Genomic DNA, 14,622 nt, shown 5'->3' with positions numbered 1-14,622 from the left:
TCCCAAGCGACACCACTGTCTAAGCATTTTCATGGTCTCCCTGATGTAGCCCGATGACCTCAAAGACGCGAATCGGCGCTTCGCGGCCCTTGACCCGAATCACCTCGCTGCGCCCGCAACTCACAAGCTCGCCTGCTTCGGCAATACACTCGGCACTGGCCAGAATGGCGCAGCCAAGTTCCTTGGTCATGCCTTCCAGGCGCGAAGCCAGGTTCACCGTATCGCCAATGGCAGTGAACTCCATGCGCACCGGTGAGCCGATATTGCCCAGCACCACCTCACCACTGTGTAACCCGATGCCTACGGCAAAAGCCGGCAGGTCGCGGCCGGGAAAACGCTGCTGCATCCAGCAGGCGAATTCCTCGGAGACTTTCTTCAAGGCTAGCGCAGCGCGAATGGCCCGTTGTGCGTGGTCGCCCAACGGTACCGGGGAGCCAAACTCGACCATCACTGCATCGCCAATAAATTTATCGATACTGCCGCCCTCGGCCAGCAAGGGTTCACAGGCGCGGGCGAAATAGGCATTGAGCATCTCCACCACCTCTTTCGCCGTGAGCCGCTCGCTGATACTGGTGAAGTTGCGGATATCGGAAAACAGCACAGTCACCCGCTGCGCCTGACCGCCCAGCTCCGGTCGCTCACCCGAACTGAGCAGGGCTTCGACCACCTGCTCCGAGACATAGCGGCCGAACATCTGCCGCAGGCGATTGCGCTCCCGCTCTTCGCCAGTCAGGCGCAGCCCCAGCACACCCAGAAAGCTCAGCGACAGAGCCAGCCCCGCAGCACTCTGCGGCAACAACCAGCCCAAGCGGAACAACCACTGGCCCAGCGCCAGCAACAGCGCCAGCCCCAGTAACCAGGCCAGCAGGGTTGCCCACACCGGCAGACGCAGCACACAACACACCACCAGCAAGCTCAGAGCCAGCAGGCCGACGACTCGCCAAACAGTTTCAGGGCTACGCAACTGACGGCCGTCGAGCAATGCCTGCAGCACATTGGCATGCACCTCAACCCCACTCATCAACAGGCTGCGCCCACCCAACCAGTCGCTGCTGAACGGGGTGAAATGGGCATCGTTAAGCCCAGCAGCCGTGGCGCCGAGCAGCACCAGTTTGCCGCGCAAGGCCTGTACTTCGGGATCATTCAGGGCGTCGTCCGCCAGCAGCTGGTGCAGAGGCAGGCTGTTAAAGGTGCCAGGCGGCCCCAGGTAAGGAATGACCGCTGCCGGCTGATCGAGCTGTACGGCACGCCCACCCAATTGCCAGGCGGCTGCGCGCACATCCTGCCCCGCAGCGCGTACTGCCAGCAGCGCAGGTAGACTCAGGTGCGGCAATTCATCCTGCAGCTGTGCCCGCTGCTCAGCCGCCACTGGCGCCAGACGAAAGCGCCGCACCAGACCATCGCCTTCGACCAGCAGATCAGCCAGACCAACATGCGCCTGCAGGTCATAATCAGGCAGCGCCAGCAGATAATCAGGGCTCGGCAGCAGGTAGTCGCTCACCGCCGACCCACTGCCGGAACGACTGGCCACCAGCAGCAATTGACCGCTGGCCAGTTGCTCGCGGAAGGCCCGGTCATAGTCCCTGGCACCCGGAAACTGACCATCGCCCAGCGTGCTCAGCCAGCGTTCGGGGCTGATGCTGTAGAGCATATCCAGCCCCACCAGCGGCACCCCGACCTGACGCAGGCGCTCGACCGCCATGGCGAGCCGGTCGGTCCAGAACAGCATGGGATCATCCGGGTAGCGAGCCAGGCTGTCTTCATCGATGGCCACGATGGCCACCTGCTGCGGTGCATCATGCTGCCCCTGCAGCTGAAATTGCAGATCCAGCAAGCGCCGCTCGCTGCCGTCGAGCAGGCCGGCGCGCGCCAGCCATTCGACCAACGCGACACTGAGCAACACCAGCGCCAGCAGCTTCAAGGGCATGCGCCATGCCCGCGCTATTCGCATCCACGCCCCCTTGTGCATACCAGGTGCTGCGCCCGCCAGAGGTCTTTCTATACTCAAGGCATTTCGCCACCGGCGAGCCGACTATCCACAAGCCCGATTATCCACAAGCATAGGCACATGCCATGACCCTGCGCGGCAAGATTCTCGGCTTCTTTCTGCTGTTGTTGCTGGCGGTAATGTTGCTGCTCCTGGCGCTGGTCTATCGCTCCACCTATCAGCACACCCTGAGCCAGGTGGCCGGGCAGCTGAACTTCGCACATGCCGTACTGAGTAACGAGCTGCAAAGCCGCCGCCAGGCGCAGAGCGCCATGGCCGACTTGATCGCCAAGGACTTCACCCTGCTCGGCGAAATCGCCGACCTGATCGCCAGCCCGCAGCAGGAGGCGCAGTCGCTGTCTGCCGCGCTGGAATCCTTCGCCTCGCGCAGCCAGGCCAGCTTTGCCCTGGTCAGCGCGCCCGAGGGGCTGATTCTGGCGGGCACCAGTGGCGAACTACTGCCCGGCGCCGCGCTGCCGTGGGATGACCTGCTGGATGAAGACGACCCGCAAAGCGCCGACCGCCTGGTGGTTTTTGATGAGCGGGTGCTGCATATCAATGCCACGCCAATCTTCGCCCCGCGACCCAACCTGATGGGTTGGCTGCTGATGGCCTTCGAACTGGATGACCAGGCCACCGCGCACCTGGCCCGCCTAAGTGGCGCGGACGTGGCGCTGCTCGACGGCAGCCCCGGCCAATACCGGGTGCTGGCCAGCAATCTGCAGGCACTGCCACGGGCCGAGTTGGCCGGCCAGTTGCTGCCGAATGCCGAGGGGGTTTTCCGCTTCAAGTTGCAAGGCCTGGAACAGGTGGCCCTGCGCGCACCACTGATCGGCACCAGCAGCGAATTGCAGGTGCTGCTGATGCGCTCGCTGTCCGCCGAGCTGGCCGATTACCAGCCGCTGCAATGGCAACTGGCAGCCATCTTCGCCATCGCTCTGCTACTGGCCGGCCTCGGCGCCCTGTGGATCGCCAATACCGTCAGCCGGCCACTAAGCCAGATGGTCGATAACGTGCGGCGTATCGCTAGCGGCGACTATCAGGTACCGATGTCCACCCAGGCCAGCGGCGAAGTCGGCCTGCTCGCCCGCGAATTCGTCGCCATGCAGCAAGGCATTGCCGAGCGCGAAACCACCATCAGCTTTCTCGCTTACCGCGACCCGCTGACCGAACTGGCCAACCGCAACCGCTTTGTCGCCGAGCTGCAACAGGCCCTGGCGCACTGCGCGCCGGGCGAAGGCGTAGCAGTGCTGCTGATGGACCTGGACAACTTCAAGGACCTTAACGACACCCTCGGCCATGACGCCGGTGACCACTTGCTCTGCCAGCTCGCCGCCCGCCTGCAGGCTCTACTACGCCCCGGCGAGCAACTGGCGCGCCTCGGCGGTGACGAATTTGCCCTGCTGATCAGCCCCTGCCAGCCGGGCTGGCTGATCCCCGCCGCCGAGCATTATCGCGCCGCCCTGCACGAGCCGTTTGCCGTGCGCGGCATCAGCATGACCCTCAACGCCACGATTGGCATCGCCCTGTATCCGGATCACGGTGAAAGCGCCGGCAGCCTGCTGCAGCATGCCGAAGTGGCGATGTACCTGGGCAAGCAGCAGCGCTCGCCCTACGCCCTCTACCGCCCGGAGCTGGACCGCCACAGCCTGCTGCGTCTCGCATTGATGAGCGAACTGAAAGGCGCAGTGGAAGGCGGCCAGCTCAGCCTGTACTTTCAACCCAAACTGAATATTCGCGCGCGCAGCCTGTATGGAGTGGAGTGCCTGGTGCGCTGGATTCACCCGGTGCACGGGTTTATTCCGCCGGACGAATTTATTCCCCTGGCCGAACAGACCGGCAACGTCTGCGCCCTGACCCGCTGGGTGGTGCGCACCGCCGTGGCGCAGAGCCGCGCCTGGCAGGAACAGGGCCTGGCGCTGAAGACCGCGATCAATATCTCCGCACTGGATCTGGCCGACCCCGGCTTTGCCGGCTTTATCGCCGCGCAACTGGCCGAGCATGGCGTGCCGCCATCTGGCCTGATTGTGGAAATCACCGAAAGCGCGGTGATGGCCGACCCGGAACTGGCCATGGGCCAACTGCAGCAGCTGTGCGAATTGGGCGTGCAGCTGTCGATCGACGACTACGGCACAGGTTACTCAAGCATGGCCCAGCTCAAACGCCTGCCGGTGCATGAGCTGAAGATCGACAAGTCCTTCGTGCTGGACCTGCTGAGCAACCCTGATGACGACATCATCGTCCGCTCGACCATCGAGTTGGGCCACAACATGGGCCTGAAGATCGTCGCCGAAGGGGTGGAAACCGAAGCCATTCTCGACCGCCTGGATCAGCTCGGCTGCGATATCGCCCAAGGCTACCTGCTGAGCAAACCGCTGCCACCCGCTGCGTTTGCCAGCTGGCTGGAGAACTGCCAGTGGCACTTGCCCGCCACACCTACTGAAGGCGCTGCTCGCCAACCGCTACCACCGGGCAATTAACAATAATCCCACTGGCTCTCACACTGACCAAACCTTGCTCCTGCGCTTGCAACACGGCATCAGCCGAACGCAACGGGCTGCCTGGCGTACCACTCAACCAGCGCACCTCATAGACATGCCACAACGGGCTGTAGGCCGGGTCCTGGTTATCCCCACCTAACGGCAGCGGGATAGACGGGAACACACTGGCCTGGCTGTCATCAACAAATTTGTAGACCCGATCATAAGTAGCCAACGGGTGCGGTCCAGGCATGTCGGGCAACGCATTGGCCAGTCGCGGGACGTAGTTGGCCTGCATGACTGTCGCCATCTGCGCATCCGAAATATCGGTGGTCAGGTAGTAAACCTGCTCACCGTTGTACCAACCCGGCAACACCGGCAGGCTCATATGAGTGAAATGCGAACTGCCACAACCACTCAACAACAGGGTTAACAACCACAAACCAAGCAAAGCAAAGCACGCATGCACATTTCCCTTAGACGTTCCTAGTGGTTAAGCCAGTAGAGTCTGATTGTCCGGCGTTATTACAGATTCAGGCATAGCCCGCCTTTAAAGGTGCTCGCGGTACAGGCATAGCTGTCGCCAATAAGCGCCTGAAAAACTCAACACGCACAAAAAAGGCCGCTGCCGATCATCTTGATCAGCAGCGGCCCGGGAAAACGGTGGGACGTAGGTTAAAACGCGTTATCGCCAATCAACATGCCGTGCACAACCATATAGGTCTTGCGCCCGGACTGCAGGGTCAGCGGGCTACGCTCGGCAATTACCCAGCCTTTGGCCAGCAGTTTGTCGATGTGCGCCCGCAGTTCTGGCAGGTAGCGTTGCTCTTGCTGAAGCGATTCCATTCTGCTCATCCTCTAGAGGACTCCTTTGTGACAGCAGCCAGGTATACCGGCCCGTTCATCCGTGAAAGCTGTCACAAAAGCATAGTGGCCCTGTGCCTGCTTCTAAAGCGGCAAATGGCCACATCTCTGTAGGCATAACGCGCCAAGCGGCTATAGCGTTTGGCTTACATTGTTTTGCAGTTTAGACCGCTGTAGCCGTGGCGGCGGATTCGCCGACATGCGGTGAACTGAACTCCAGATAGCCATCCTCAACTTTGCCGTAACGCAGCAGCGCTAGGTCCAGCAGGTAGTTCTGGTAGAGCTTCCACGGCGCACGATCCCCCTGGCTGGGGATCTTGTCGGCCGCGCGCTTGATATAGCCGCTAGCCAGATCGAGGAAGGGTGCGTCCTTGACCTGCCGCGCCATGTCGCGCGGGGTGCACTGGCGCATGCCGTTGGCATCCATATGGTTGATCAGCCGGCAGAAGTACTCGCTGGAAAGGTCCGCCTTGAGCGTCCAGCTGGCATTGGTGTAGCCCAGCACCACCGCCGCGTTGGGCAGGTCGCGCAGCATAATGCCGCGATAACCCATGCTCTTGGCCGCATCGAAGGGCACCCCATCCACGGCCACCTGCATGCCGCCAAACAGCTGCAATTCCAGACCAGTGGCGCTGATGATCACATCCGCCGGCAACTCCTGACCGGACTTCAGGCGAATGCCCTTGGCGGTAAAGCCATCGATATGCTCCGTCACCACCGAGGCCTTGCCCTGGCGCAGCACCTTGAACAGATCGCCGTTGGGTACCGCGCACACCCGTTCATCCCAGGGTTTGTAGCGCGGGCTGAAGTGACGCATGTCGAAGTCCTTGCCCAACTGATGCCGGGCCATACCGAGCAACGCCTTGCGCACCAGGTTGGGGAACGCCTTGGCAAGCTTGTAGAAGCCCAGCTGTATGGCCACCTGGCGGGTGCGGGCCAGGCGATAGACCCAGGTTTCCGGCAGAAAACGGCGCAGGAAGGCAGAAATCGGATCACCCTGCGGCAGGCTCACCACATAGGTCGGCGAGCGTTGCAGCATGGTCACGTGCTTGGCCTTGTCGGTCATCGCCGGCACCAGGGTGACCGCCGTGGCGCCGCTGCCGATCACCACCACGTTCTTGCCGCGGTAATCGAAATTTTCCGGCCACAACTGCGGGTGAATAAACTCGCCCTGGAACTGTTCGCGGCCTTTGAATTCTGGGGTGTAGCCCGCTTCGTAGCGGTAATAGCCGGTGCACATCAGCAGGTGCTGGCAGCTCAACTTGATCGGTTCGGGCTCATCGCCGCGCTGCACCTGCAGGGTCCAGGTGGCGCGCTCGCTGCACCAGTCGGCCTTGAGCACCTTGTGCTGAAAGCGGATGGTTTCCTGAATGCCGTTTTCCTGCGCGGTTTCTTCGATATAACTGCGGATCGACGGGCCGTCGGCAATCGCCAGCGGGTTGGTCCAGGGTTTGAAGTTGTAGCCAAGGGTGAACATATCCGAGTCGGAGCGAATGCCCGGATAGCGGAATAGGTCCCAGGTGCCGCCGAGGGCCGCACGGCCTTCGAGGATGGCGAAGCGTTTGCCAGGGCAGTGCTTCATCAGGTGATAGGCCGCACCGATGCCGGACAGGCCGGCACCAATGATCAAGACATCCAGATGTTCGGCAGACATGGGGGCTCCTCAGGCTTCTTGTTATGGCTGCAGGGCAATGTGTAGCGCCCGTGTGCCCGCCAGATTCACCCCCAACAACGCGTTTGTCATCCAACCTTTAGTGGTGTGATCAGGCGCAGGCTGACCACAGTTATGGCTGAAGAATGACAAAAGCGCTCAGCAACCTGCTCAGCGATCAGAAGCGATTACGCAACACCACTTCGTTGTACGGCAGTTTGCCGATGCGCGGCTTGGGCTCGATGGTTTTCTTGCCGACAGCGACCATCAGGGCGATGACATGGTTTTCAGGCAGGTTGATCAACTTGGCCACCGCATCGAAATCGAAGCCGTCCATCGGGCAGGAATCCAGGCCCTTGCCGCGCGCGGCGAGCATCAGGGTCTGCGCCATCAGGCCGCAGCTGCGCATGGTTTCATCGCGCTGCACCTGTGGTTTGTCGCGGTAATAGGTGTCGATGGCACCGGCCATATAGGCCTGCACTTCCGCGGGCGCACCGTCCCAAACGCGGCCGACATCCTCCTGCCAGCTGTCGAGCTTGGCGCACACCACCACCAGCATCGAAGCATCGGTCACCTGCGCCTGACCCCAAGCCACTTCGCGCAGCTGCTGACGCTGCGCCGGATCGCTGACTTCGACCAGGCGCACATGCTGCAGGTTGAACGCCGACGGTGCGAGCAGCGCCAGTTGCAGCAGTTCATCCTTATCGGCATCACTCAGGGTAAATGCCGGGTCATAACCTTTGACCGCGCGGCGGCTACGGATGGCTTCGTCGATGTGCATGGGCATTCCTTCTATTTAGGTGTGAAAGCAGGGTGTGAAAGAGGGCAATGCTAGGCACTTGCCGGGCGTAACGCCAAACGCCTTTACCGATAACAATGATCGACACAGACGATTCTAGGCGGTCGCCTGTTAAAATCGCCGCCTCGCCAAATCGACCACAGCCCATGACCCCAACCGCCCTCGCTACCCTGCAGCAACACCTGCTCACCGCCCTGACTAGCGCGCCGAGTGAAACCCGTCGCCTGTTTCACGGCCGTGGCCGCTGCTGGCCGGGGCTGGAACAGATCACCGTGGATTGGCTGCAAGGCGTGCTGCTGGTGGCGCTGTTCAAGCCGGTGAGCGATGCCGAACTGGCCGCGCTGCAGCAGATGCTGCTCGATCTCGGCCAATCCGCTGCCTGGCAGCAGAGCGGCGCGCACTGCCTGTTGCTGCAGCAGCGCTACCTGCCCGAAAGCCCAACGCACTGGCTGCTCGGCGAGCCGGTGGAGCATTGGGATATCTGCGAGCACGCTCTGCACTACCGCCTCGACCTGGGTAAAAAGCAGAACAGCGGGCTGTTCCTCGACATGCGCTATGGCCGCCAATGGGTGCAGGCGCAGGCGGCGGGCAAGCGCGTGCTCAACCTGTTTGCCTACACCTGCGGCTTCTCGGTGGCGGCGCTGGCCGGCGGCGCGCGTCAGGTGGTCAATCTGGATATGGCCAGGGCCGCGCTCAGCCGGGGGCGCGATAATCATCGGCTGAACCAGCACGATCTCAGCCAGGTGGTATTTCTCGGCCACGACCTGTTCAAGTCCTGGGGCAAGGTCGGCAAGTACGGCCCCTATGACCTGATCATCATCGACCCGCCGTCCTTCCAGCGCGGCAGCTTTGTGCTGAGCAAGGACTACCCCAAGGTGCTGCGCCGCCTGCCCGAACTCTTAAGCGCGGACGGGGTGGTGCTGGCCTGCAGCAATGAGCCGGAAATCGGCCCGGACTACCTGATCCAGGCCATGGCCGATGCAGCACCAAGCCTGCGCTTTAGCGAGCGCCTGGCCAACCCGCCGGAATTCCCCGACAGCCAGCCGGACAGCGCCCTCAAGGCGCTGGTGTTTCGCCGCGAACAAGGCCCGCAAATACCGTTTTAGAGGGCTCGCCAGGGCAGAGCATTGCCTATTGCAAACTGGTCTACAGTTAGGCGACCACCCCTCGCGAGATCACCGCAATGACGCTGAAAACCCTTGGTCTGGCCCTGCTCGCCACCCTGTTACTGGCCGCCTGCGCCAGCAACACCACGCAACCCTCGCAGTATTCCGGCTTCCTCAGTGATTACTCGCAGCTGCAGCCGGCGCAGTCAGCCAGCGGCGCGCCGGTAATGCGCTGGGTATCAGCGGATTTCAAACCGGAAAACTACCGTTCGGTGTTGGTGGAAAGACCGGTGTTCTACCCCGCGCCGACCCCGAATGCGCAAGTTAGCCAGCAGACCCTGGACGAAATCGCCCTCTATCTGCAGCAGGCCATGCGCCTGGAACTGGCCGGACGGCTAAAGGTTGTCGAATATGCCGATCGCGACACCCTGGTGCTGCGCTCGGCGATCACTGCGGTCAACCTGTCGCCAGAAGGGCTGAAAGTCTATGAAGTGGTGCCGATTGCCCTGGTAGCCGCAGCCGCCAGCACCGCCGCCGGCACCCGCGACCTCAACAGCAGTATTTATGTCGAGCTGGAAGCCATCGACGGCCGCACCAGCCAGCCAATGACCCGCGTGGTGCGCAAGGGCCACGGCCTGCAACTGGAGAACGACAGCGCCCAGTTACGCCTCAAGGACATCAAGCCGGCGCTGGATGAATGGGCCAAGGATGCGCGTAACTTCAAGCCCTAGGGCCTGATCGTTCAGGCAAAGACAAAGTATTTGCGCACGGTCTCGACCACTTCCCAGGTGCCCTTCATACCGGGCTCGACGATAAAGATATCGCCGGCGCGCAGGTGAATCGGCGCCTGGCCCTCTGGGGTGATGATGCAGTAGCCCTCCTGAAAGTGGCAGTACTCCCATTTTTCATAGGCCACCTGCCATTTGCCGGGTGTGCAAATCCAGGTGCCCATGATCTTGCTGCCGTCCGCCGAGGTGTAGGCGTTGAGGTTGACGGTGTGCGGCTCGCCGGCAATCCGCGTCCATTTGCAGGCATCCAGCAGCGGAATCGGCTGGGTATCACGCAGTACGGTAATCGGTGACATGGGTGGCTCCTGAGGTCGGTAGAACATCAGACGCCAGCCTAGGGCCGCCATCGTCCCGCGACTGTCCTGAGGTCGACCTGCAACTGCCTGGAAGCGCAGCCCCTTCGCCCAGGCTGATGCGCAAACCGCGTGCTACCTTGAAGGGGGCCTGTTGGTTTATTCCCGCCGCTTGCCCGATCCGGAGATGCTTTATGTCCAGTCTTTACCGCTTGGTCACCCGCAGTGATTTTGACGGCCTGGTATGCGCCGCCCTGCTCAAACACCTCAACCTGATCGACGACATCCTCTTCGTCCACCCCAAGGACATGCAGGACGGCAAAGTGGCGATCACCAGCAACGACATCACCACCAACCTGCCCTACGTGCCCGGCTGCCACCTGGCCTTTGACCACCACCTCAGCGAGACCATCCGCAACCAGCCGGCGAGCAATCACCTGATTGATGCCGATGCGCCGTCTGCAGCCAGGGTGGTGTGGAAGCACTACGGCGGCCACGACGCCTTCCCACGGGACTGGGACGAAATGATGGAGGCCGTGGACAAGGCCGATGCCGCACAATTCAGCCGCGACGACATCCTCGACCCGCAGGGCTGGGAACTGCTGAGCTTTATCATGGATGCACGCACCGGCCTCGGGCGCTTCCGCGATTTCCGCATCTCCAACTACCAACTGATGATGCAGCTGATCGACTTCTGCCAGACCCACGGCATCGCGGAAATCCTCGAACTGCCGGATGTCGATGAGCGCGTGGCGCTGTATCTGGAGCACCAACGCGAAGCCAAGGCGCAGATCCAGCGCTGCGCAACGGTCTACCACAACCTGGTGGTGCTCGACCTGCGCAACGAGGAGACGATCTATGCGGTCAACCGTTTCGTCATCTACGCCCTCTACCCGCAGTGCAATATCTCCATCCACGTGATGTGGGGCGTTAAACAGCAGAACACCGTGTTCGCCATTGGCAAATCGATCCTCGACCGCAGCTCCAATACCAATGTCGGCGAACTGTGCCTGAGCTACAACGGCGGCGGCCACGCCAACGCCGGCACCTGCCAGGTGGCCAACGAGGATGCCGAGGCGGCGCTGCGTGAGCTGATCGCTGAAATCACTGCTGACGGTTAAACCCCGCAGTAGGCTGGGCGTAGCCTCGGCTAGAAGGTTAAGCTGTGGCGCATGAGCACAGCCCCCTTTATTACGCCGCTTGAATCCAGCCGCACGGATGCGCCTTCTGGCTTGCGCATCGGCGGCGACTGGACGCTGCCTCACTACGCCAGCCTGGAAACCGAGGTACTGGCACTGCGCGGCACGCTGAACAGTGCCGCCAGTATTGACCTGCAAGACCTTGGCGCGCTGGACACCGCCGGCGCCGCGCTGTTGGTGGAATTGCTCGGCAGCCAGCGCCTGGCGCAACTGGCCAGCGATGCCCCGGGCCTGGCCAGCGAGCGCCGCGCGTTGTTGCAGGCGGTAGGTAACGCCATCGCCGATGCCGGTGACGCGCTGCCAACCAAGCGTATCCCCGCCTGGCGCGAGTTTTTCGGGCAAATTGGCCAGGCCGTGGAAGAACTCTGGCAGCAAGGTGTGGCGCTGCTCGGCTTTATCGGCATGACCCTGGCGGCGATGTTCGCCATCCTCCTGCGCCCCGGCCGTTGGCGCATCACCTCGCTGATCGCCCATCTGCAACAAAGCGGCTTGAACGCCGTGCCCATCGTCGCCCTGCTGACCTTTCTGGTCGGCGCGGTGGTGGCCTTTCTCGGCGCCACGGTGCTCGCCGATTTTGGCGCGAGTATCTATACGGTCGACCTGGTGGCGTTCTCCTTCTTGCGTGAGTTCGGCGTGCTGCTCACCGCCATTCTGATGGCCGGACGCACCGCCAGCGCCTTTACCGCGCAGATCGGCTCGATGAAGGCCAACGAGGAAATCGACGCCATCCGCACCCTGGGCCTGAGCCCCATGGAGCTGCTGGTGCTGCCACGGGTGTTCGCCCTGCTGATCGCCCTGCCGATCCTCACCTTTATCGCCATGCTCAGCGGCATCCTCGGCGGCGCGGTGGTCTGCGCCCTGAGTCTGGACATCTCGCCGACCATGTACCTGGCCATGCTGCAGGAAAATATCGCCCTCAAGCACTTTGTCGTGGGCATGGCCAAGGCGCCGCTGTTTGCCTTCCTGATCGCCGTGATCGGCTGCCTGGAAGGCTTCAAGGTCACCGGCAGCGCGCAATCGGTGGGCGAGCGCACCACCTCCAGCGTGGTGCAGTCGATTTTCGTGGTAATCGTGCTCGATGCCCTGGCCGCGCTGTTTCTGATGGAGATGGGCTGGTGATGGGCGAAGCGATTATCGAGGTACGCAACCTAGTCAACCGCTTCGGCGCGCAGACCGTGCACCAGGACCTGGCACTGGACCTGTACCGCGGCGAAGTGCTGGGCGTGGTCGGCGGCTCGGGCACCGGTAAATCGGTGCTGCTGCGCAGTATTCTCGGCCTGCGCCGCGCCAACGCCGGCACCGTGCGGGTATTTGGCGAGGAGTTACTGAGCCTGCCGCCCGAGCAGCGCTCGCAACTGGAGCGGCGTTTCGGCGTGCTGTATCAACGCGGCGCGCTGTTTTCTTCACTGACGGTGACCGAAAACATCGCCCTGCCGCTGCTCGAACATGCCGGCCTCACTCGCGCTGCCGCCGAACGCCTGGCCCAGGTCAAACTGGCGCTGGTCGGTCTGCCGCGTGAAGCCGGCGACAAATACCCGACCGAGTTGTCCGGCGGCATGATCAAACGCGCAGCGCTGGGGCGGGCACTGGCCCTGGAGCCGGACATCCTGTTTCTCGACGAACCCACCGCCGGGCTCGACCCGATTGGCGCAGCGGCCTTCGATCAACTGATCCTGACCCTGCGCGATGCCCTGGGCCTCAGCGTGTTTCTGGTCACCCATGACCTGGACACCCTCTACACCATCTGCGACCGAGTGGCCGTGCTCGCAGAAAAACGCGTGCTGGTGGCCGACCGCCTGGACGTCGTGACCGCCACCGACAACCCTTGGATTCACGAGTATTTTCACGGCCCGCGCGGACGCGCAGCCGAACAGGCCGCTAACAGCGCGCCAGGGAGAAATTGAATGGAACCACGCGCCCACCACGTATTGATCGGCCTGTTTACCGTGCTGATGGTCGCCGCCGCACTGGGCTTTGCCCTGTGGCTGAGCAAAGCCAGCTCGGACCAGGAAATCAACGACTACGATGTGATCTTCACCGAGGCCGTCAGCGGCCTGTCCCAGGGCAGTGCCGTGCAATACAGCGGAATCAAGGTCGGCGATGTGATCAGCCTGCGCCTCGACCCAAATGACCCACGCAAAGTGCGCGCGCATATCCGCGTCAACGCCAACACGCCGATCAAAGAAGACACCCGCGCCCGCCTGTCGATCACCGGGATCACCGGCGCCTCGCTGATCCAGCTGCACAGCGGCTCGCCGGAAAGCCCCATGCTGGTCAGCAAGGGCGATCAACGAGCGGAAATCATCGCCGATCCCTCGCCGCTATCACGCCTGATGTCCAATGGCGAAGACCTGGTGCTCAGCGTCACGCGCCTGCTCAACCGGGCCAATCAGCTGTTCTCCCGCGACAATATCGGGCGCATCTCGCGCACCCTGGAAAACATCGAACAGACCAGCGCCAGCGTCGCCGAGCAGCGCGACGAGCTGCGTACCGCCCTGCAACAGATGAGCACGGCCAGCCAGGAAGCCGCCGACCTGATGCGCAACGCCAACCAGCTGCTCAGCGGCCAGGGCCGCGAAGCGCTGGACAGCGCCAGCCGCCTGATGGCCTCGCTGGAGCGCAGCAGCACTAACGTCGAGCGCCTGCTCAGTGACAACCGCGCCGCCCTCGACGGCGGCATGCAGGGCATCGGCGAGCTGGGCCCGACCATTATCGAACTGCGCGAAACCCTCAGCGCCCTGCGCTCCTTCGCCCGCCGCCTGGAGGAAGACCCGGCCGGCTACCTGCTGCGCAGCGACACCATCAAGGAGTTTCAACCATGAGTCGTCTTCGCCTGCTCGCCGCCCTCTTGCTGATCGGCAGCCTGGCCGCCTGCTCGGTCTTGCCGAAAAGCCAGGTGCTGAGCATCTACCGCCTGCCCGCCAGTAGCCTGCCCAGCCATGACGCCAGCGCCGATTGGGCGCTGCGGGTGAACAAGCCCTACAGCAGCCAGCTGCTCGACAGCACGCGGATTGCCGTATTGCCGCCAGGCGACCAGATCAGCGCCTACCAGGGCGTGCGCTGGAGCGACCGCGCGCCGCTGCTGCTGCGCGACCGACTGATCGATGCCTTCCTCGATGACGGCCGCCTCAAGGCGGTGAGCAGCGATGAAAGCCGCCTGCAAGCCGATCTCGAACTAGACGGCGACCTACGCGCCTTCCACAGCGAATACCAGAACGGCCGACCGGCCGCGCGCATCCTGTTCGAGGCGCGCCTGGTGCAGAGCGGCAGCCTGCGCATCCTCGCCAGCCGGCGTTTCGAAGTCAGCCAGGCGGCCAGCGACACCTCGGTGCCAGCGGTGGTCAACGCCTTCGGCCAAGCCGGCGACCAACTGGCCCGCGAGGTGCTGGAATGGACCCTGAACCAAGGACAGAGCGCGCAGCAAAAATAAACTGAGTTGTTCCAGCAAGGGGCGA

14 protein-coding genes are annotated in these 14,622 nt (G+C 62.8%); 8 read left to right on the top strand and 6 right to left on the bottom strand.

The features are described from left to right. Positions 1 to 19 precede the first annotated feature (19 nt). Positions 20 to 1,927: an adenylate/guanylate cyclase domain-containing protein gene (locus P3C18_RS02470; RefSeq protein WP_275960286.1), complete on the bottom strand. Its 1,908-nt coding sequence runs from the start codon at positions 1,925 to 1,927 to the stop codon at positions 20 to 22. A gap of 146 nt (positions 1,928 to 2,073) precedes the next feature. Here P3C18_RS02470 and P3C18_RS02465 point away from each other — a divergent pair, with 146 nt between their 5' ends. Continuing rightward, the gene (locus P3C18_RS02465; RefSeq protein WP_275960285.1) at positions 2,074 to 4,467 is read left to right on the top strand and encodes an EAL domain-containing protein; all 2,394 of its coding nucleotides are present in this window, start codon (positions 2,074 to 2,076) and stop codon (positions 4,465 to 4,467) included. On the opposite strand, the gene P3C18_RS02460 is transcribed toward P3C18_RS02465, so the two are convergent. The 4 genes from P3C18_RS02460 to P3C18_RS02445 all read right to left on the bottom strand — a co-directional run bounded on the left by P3C18_RS02460 (position 4,424) and on the right by P3C18_RS02445 (position 7,763). Next, on the bottom strand, positions 4,424 to 4,855 hold the full coding sequence (locus P3C18_RS02460; RefSeq protein ID WP_275960284.1) for a hypothetical protein: 432 nt from the start codon (positions 4,853 to 4,855) through the stop codon (positions 4,424 to 4,426). The genes P3C18_RS02465 and P3C18_RS02460 overlap by 44 nt on opposite strands. 287 nt (positions 4,856 to 5,142) lie before the next feature. Next, complete coding sequence (locus tag P3C18_RS02455; RefSeq protein WP_167143638.1) at positions 5,143 to 5,313, bottom strand: hypothetical protein; 171 nt, start codon at positions 5,311 to 5,313, stop codon at positions 5,143 to 5,145. Positions 5,314 to 5,494: 181 nt separating this feature from the next. Continuing rightward, positions 5,495 to 6,985 (bottom strand): NAD(P)/FAD-dependent oxidoreductase, encoded by a 1,491-nt coding sequence (locus P3C18_RS02450; RefSeq protein ID WP_275960283.1) that lies wholly within the window; start codon positions 6,983 to 6,985, stop codon positions 5,495 to 5,497. 175 nt (positions 6,986 to 7,160) lie between these two features. Further along, positions 7,161 to 7,763, bottom strand: coding sequence for a nitroreductase family protein (locus tag P3C18_RS02445; protein ID WP_275960281.1), 603 nt, complete (start codon positions 7,761 to 7,763; stop codon positions 7,161 to 7,163). A gap of 164 nt (positions 7,764 to 7,927) precedes the next feature. Here P3C18_RS02445 and P3C18_RS02440 point away from each other — a divergent pair, with 164 nt between their 5' ends. Together P3C18_RS02440 and P3C18_RS02435 are read left to right on the top strand one after the other, a co-directional pair. After that, positions 7,928 to 8,887, top strand: a complete 960-nt coding sequence (locus P3C18_RS02440) for a class I SAM-dependent methyltransferase (protein ID WP_275960280.1) — start codon at positions 7,928 to 7,930, stop codon at positions 8,885 to 8,887. 77 nt (positions 8,888 to 8,964) lie between these two features. Continuing rightward, the gene (locus P3C18_RS02435; protein ID WP_275960279.1) at positions 8,965 to 9,618 is read left to right on the top strand and encodes a DUF3313 domain-containing protein; all 654 of its coding nucleotides are present in this window, start codon (positions 8,965 to 8,967) and stop codon (positions 9,616 to 9,618) included. A gap of 11 nt (positions 9,619 to 9,629) precedes the next feature. Here P3C18_RS02435 and P3C18_RS02430 read toward each other — a convergent pair whose 3' ends face one another. Beyond that, positions 9,630 to 9,971 (bottom strand): cupin domain-containing protein, encoded by a 342-nt coding sequence (locus tag P3C18_RS02430; RefSeq protein ID WP_090250378.1) that lies wholly within the window; start codon positions 9,969 to 9,971, stop codon positions 9,630 to 9,632. Positions 9,972 to 10,162: 191 nt separating this feature from the next. On the opposite strand from P3C18_RS02430, the gene P3C18_RS02425 reads away from it, so the two are divergent. From P3C18_RS02425 to P3C18_RS02405, 5 genes are read left to right on the top strand one after another with little or no spacing between them, the layout of a single operon-like run. Further along, complete coding sequence (locus P3C18_RS02425) at positions 10,163 to 11,089, top strand: exopolyphosphatase (RefSeq protein WP_160013682.1); 927 nt, start codon at positions 10,163 to 10,165, stop codon at positions 11,087 to 11,089. A 51-nt stretch (positions 11,090 to 11,140) separates the two neighbouring features. Next, complete coding sequence (locus P3C18_RS02420; protein ID WP_275960278.1) at positions 11,141 to 12,286, top strand: ABC transporter permease; 1,146 nt, start codon at positions 11,141 to 11,143, stop codon at positions 12,284 to 12,286. Then, positions 12,286 to 13,071, top strand: coding sequence for an ABC transporter ATP-binding protein (locus P3C18_RS02415; RefSeq protein WP_275960277.1), 786 nt, complete (start codon positions 12,286 to 12,288; stop codon positions 13,069 to 13,071). Before P3C18_RS02420 ends, P3C18_RS02415 begins: the two co-directional genes overlap by 1 nt. Beyond that, a complete protein-coding gene (locus P3C18_RS02410) occupies positions 13,072 to 13,989 on the top strand; it encodes an MlaD family protein (RefSeq protein ID WP_275960276.1) in 918 nt (305 codons plus the stop codon). It begins immediately after the preceding gene. After that, on the top strand, positions 13,986 to 14,597 hold the full coding sequence (locus P3C18_RS02405; protein ID WP_275960275.1) for an ABC-type transport auxiliary lipoprotein family protein: 612 nt from the start codon (positions 13,986 to 13,988) through the stop codon (positions 14,595 to 14,597). Before P3C18_RS02410 ends, P3C18_RS02405 begins: the two co-directional genes overlap by 4 nt. Positions 14,598 to 14,622 lie beyond the last annotated feature (25 nt).

This window comes from Pseudomonas sp. 1928-m, assembly GCF_029269135.1.
Classification (GTDB): domain Bacteria; phylum Pseudomonadota; class Gammaproteobacteria; order Pseudomonadales; family Pseudomonadaceae; genus Aquipseudomonas.
This window is presented reverse-complemented; position numbering and strand designations above follow the sequence as displayed.

Excerpts from the sequence above, each read along its gene's own strand:
- P3C18_RS02405 (WP_275960275.1), top strand. The coding sequence starts at position 13,986 with ATGAGTCGTCTTCGCCTGCTCGCCGCCCTCTTGCTGATCGGCAGCCTG.
- P3C18_RS02450 (WP_275960283.1), bottom strand. The coding sequence starts at position 6,985 with ATGTCTGCCGAACATCTGGATGTCTTGATCATTGGTGCCGGCCTGTCC.
- P3C18_RS02430 (WP_090250378.1), bottom strand. The coding sequence starts at position 9,971 with ATGTCACCGATTACCGTACTGCGTGATACCCAGCCGATTCCGCTGCTG.
- P3C18_RS02440 (WP_275960280.1), top strand. The coding sequence starts at position 7,928 with ATGACCCCAACCGCCCTCGCTACCCTGCAGCAACACCTGCTCACCGCC.
- P3C18_RS02410 (WP_275960276.1), top strand. The coding sequence starts at position 13,072 with ATGGAACCACGCGCCCACCACGTATTGATCGGCCTGTTTACCGTGCTG.
- P3C18_RS02460 (WP_275960284.1), bottom strand. The coding sequence starts at position 4,855 with ATGAGCCTGCCGGTGTTGCCGGGTTGGTACAACGGTGAGCAGGTTTAC.
- P3C18_RS02420 (WP_275960278.1), top strand. The coding sequence starts at position 11,141 with ATGAGCACAGCCCCCTTTATTACGCCGCTTGAATCCAGCCGCACGGAT.
- P3C18_RS02415 (WP_275960277.1), top strand. The coding sequence starts at position 12,286 with ATGGGCGAAGCGATTATCGAGGTACGCAACCTAGTCAACCGCTTCGGC.
- P3C18_RS02470 (WP_275960286.1), bottom strand. The coding sequence starts at position 1,927 with ATGCCCTTGAAGCTGCTGGCGCTGGTGTTGCTCAGTGTCGCGTTGGTC.
- P3C18_RS02425 (WP_160013682.1), top strand. The coding sequence starts at position 10,163 with ATGTCCAGTCTTTACCGCTTGGTCACCCGCAGTGATTTTGACGGCCTG.
- P3C18_RS02435 (WP_275960279.1), top strand. The coding sequence starts at position 8,965 with ATGACGCTGAAAACCCTTGGTCTGGCCCTGCTCGCCACCCTGTTACTG.
- P3C18_RS02465 (WP_275960285.1), top strand. The coding sequence starts at position 2,074 with ATGACCCTGCGCGGCAAGATTCTCGGCTTCTTTCTGCTGTTGTTGCTG.
- P3C18_RS02445 (WP_275960281.1), bottom strand. The coding sequence starts at position 7,763 with ATGCACATCGACGAAGCCATCCGTAGCCGCCGCGCGGTCAAAGGTTAT.
- P3C18_RS02455 (WP_167143638.1), bottom strand. The coding sequence starts at position 5,313 with ATGGAATCGCTTCAGCAAGAGCAACGCTACCTGCCAGAACTGCGGGCG.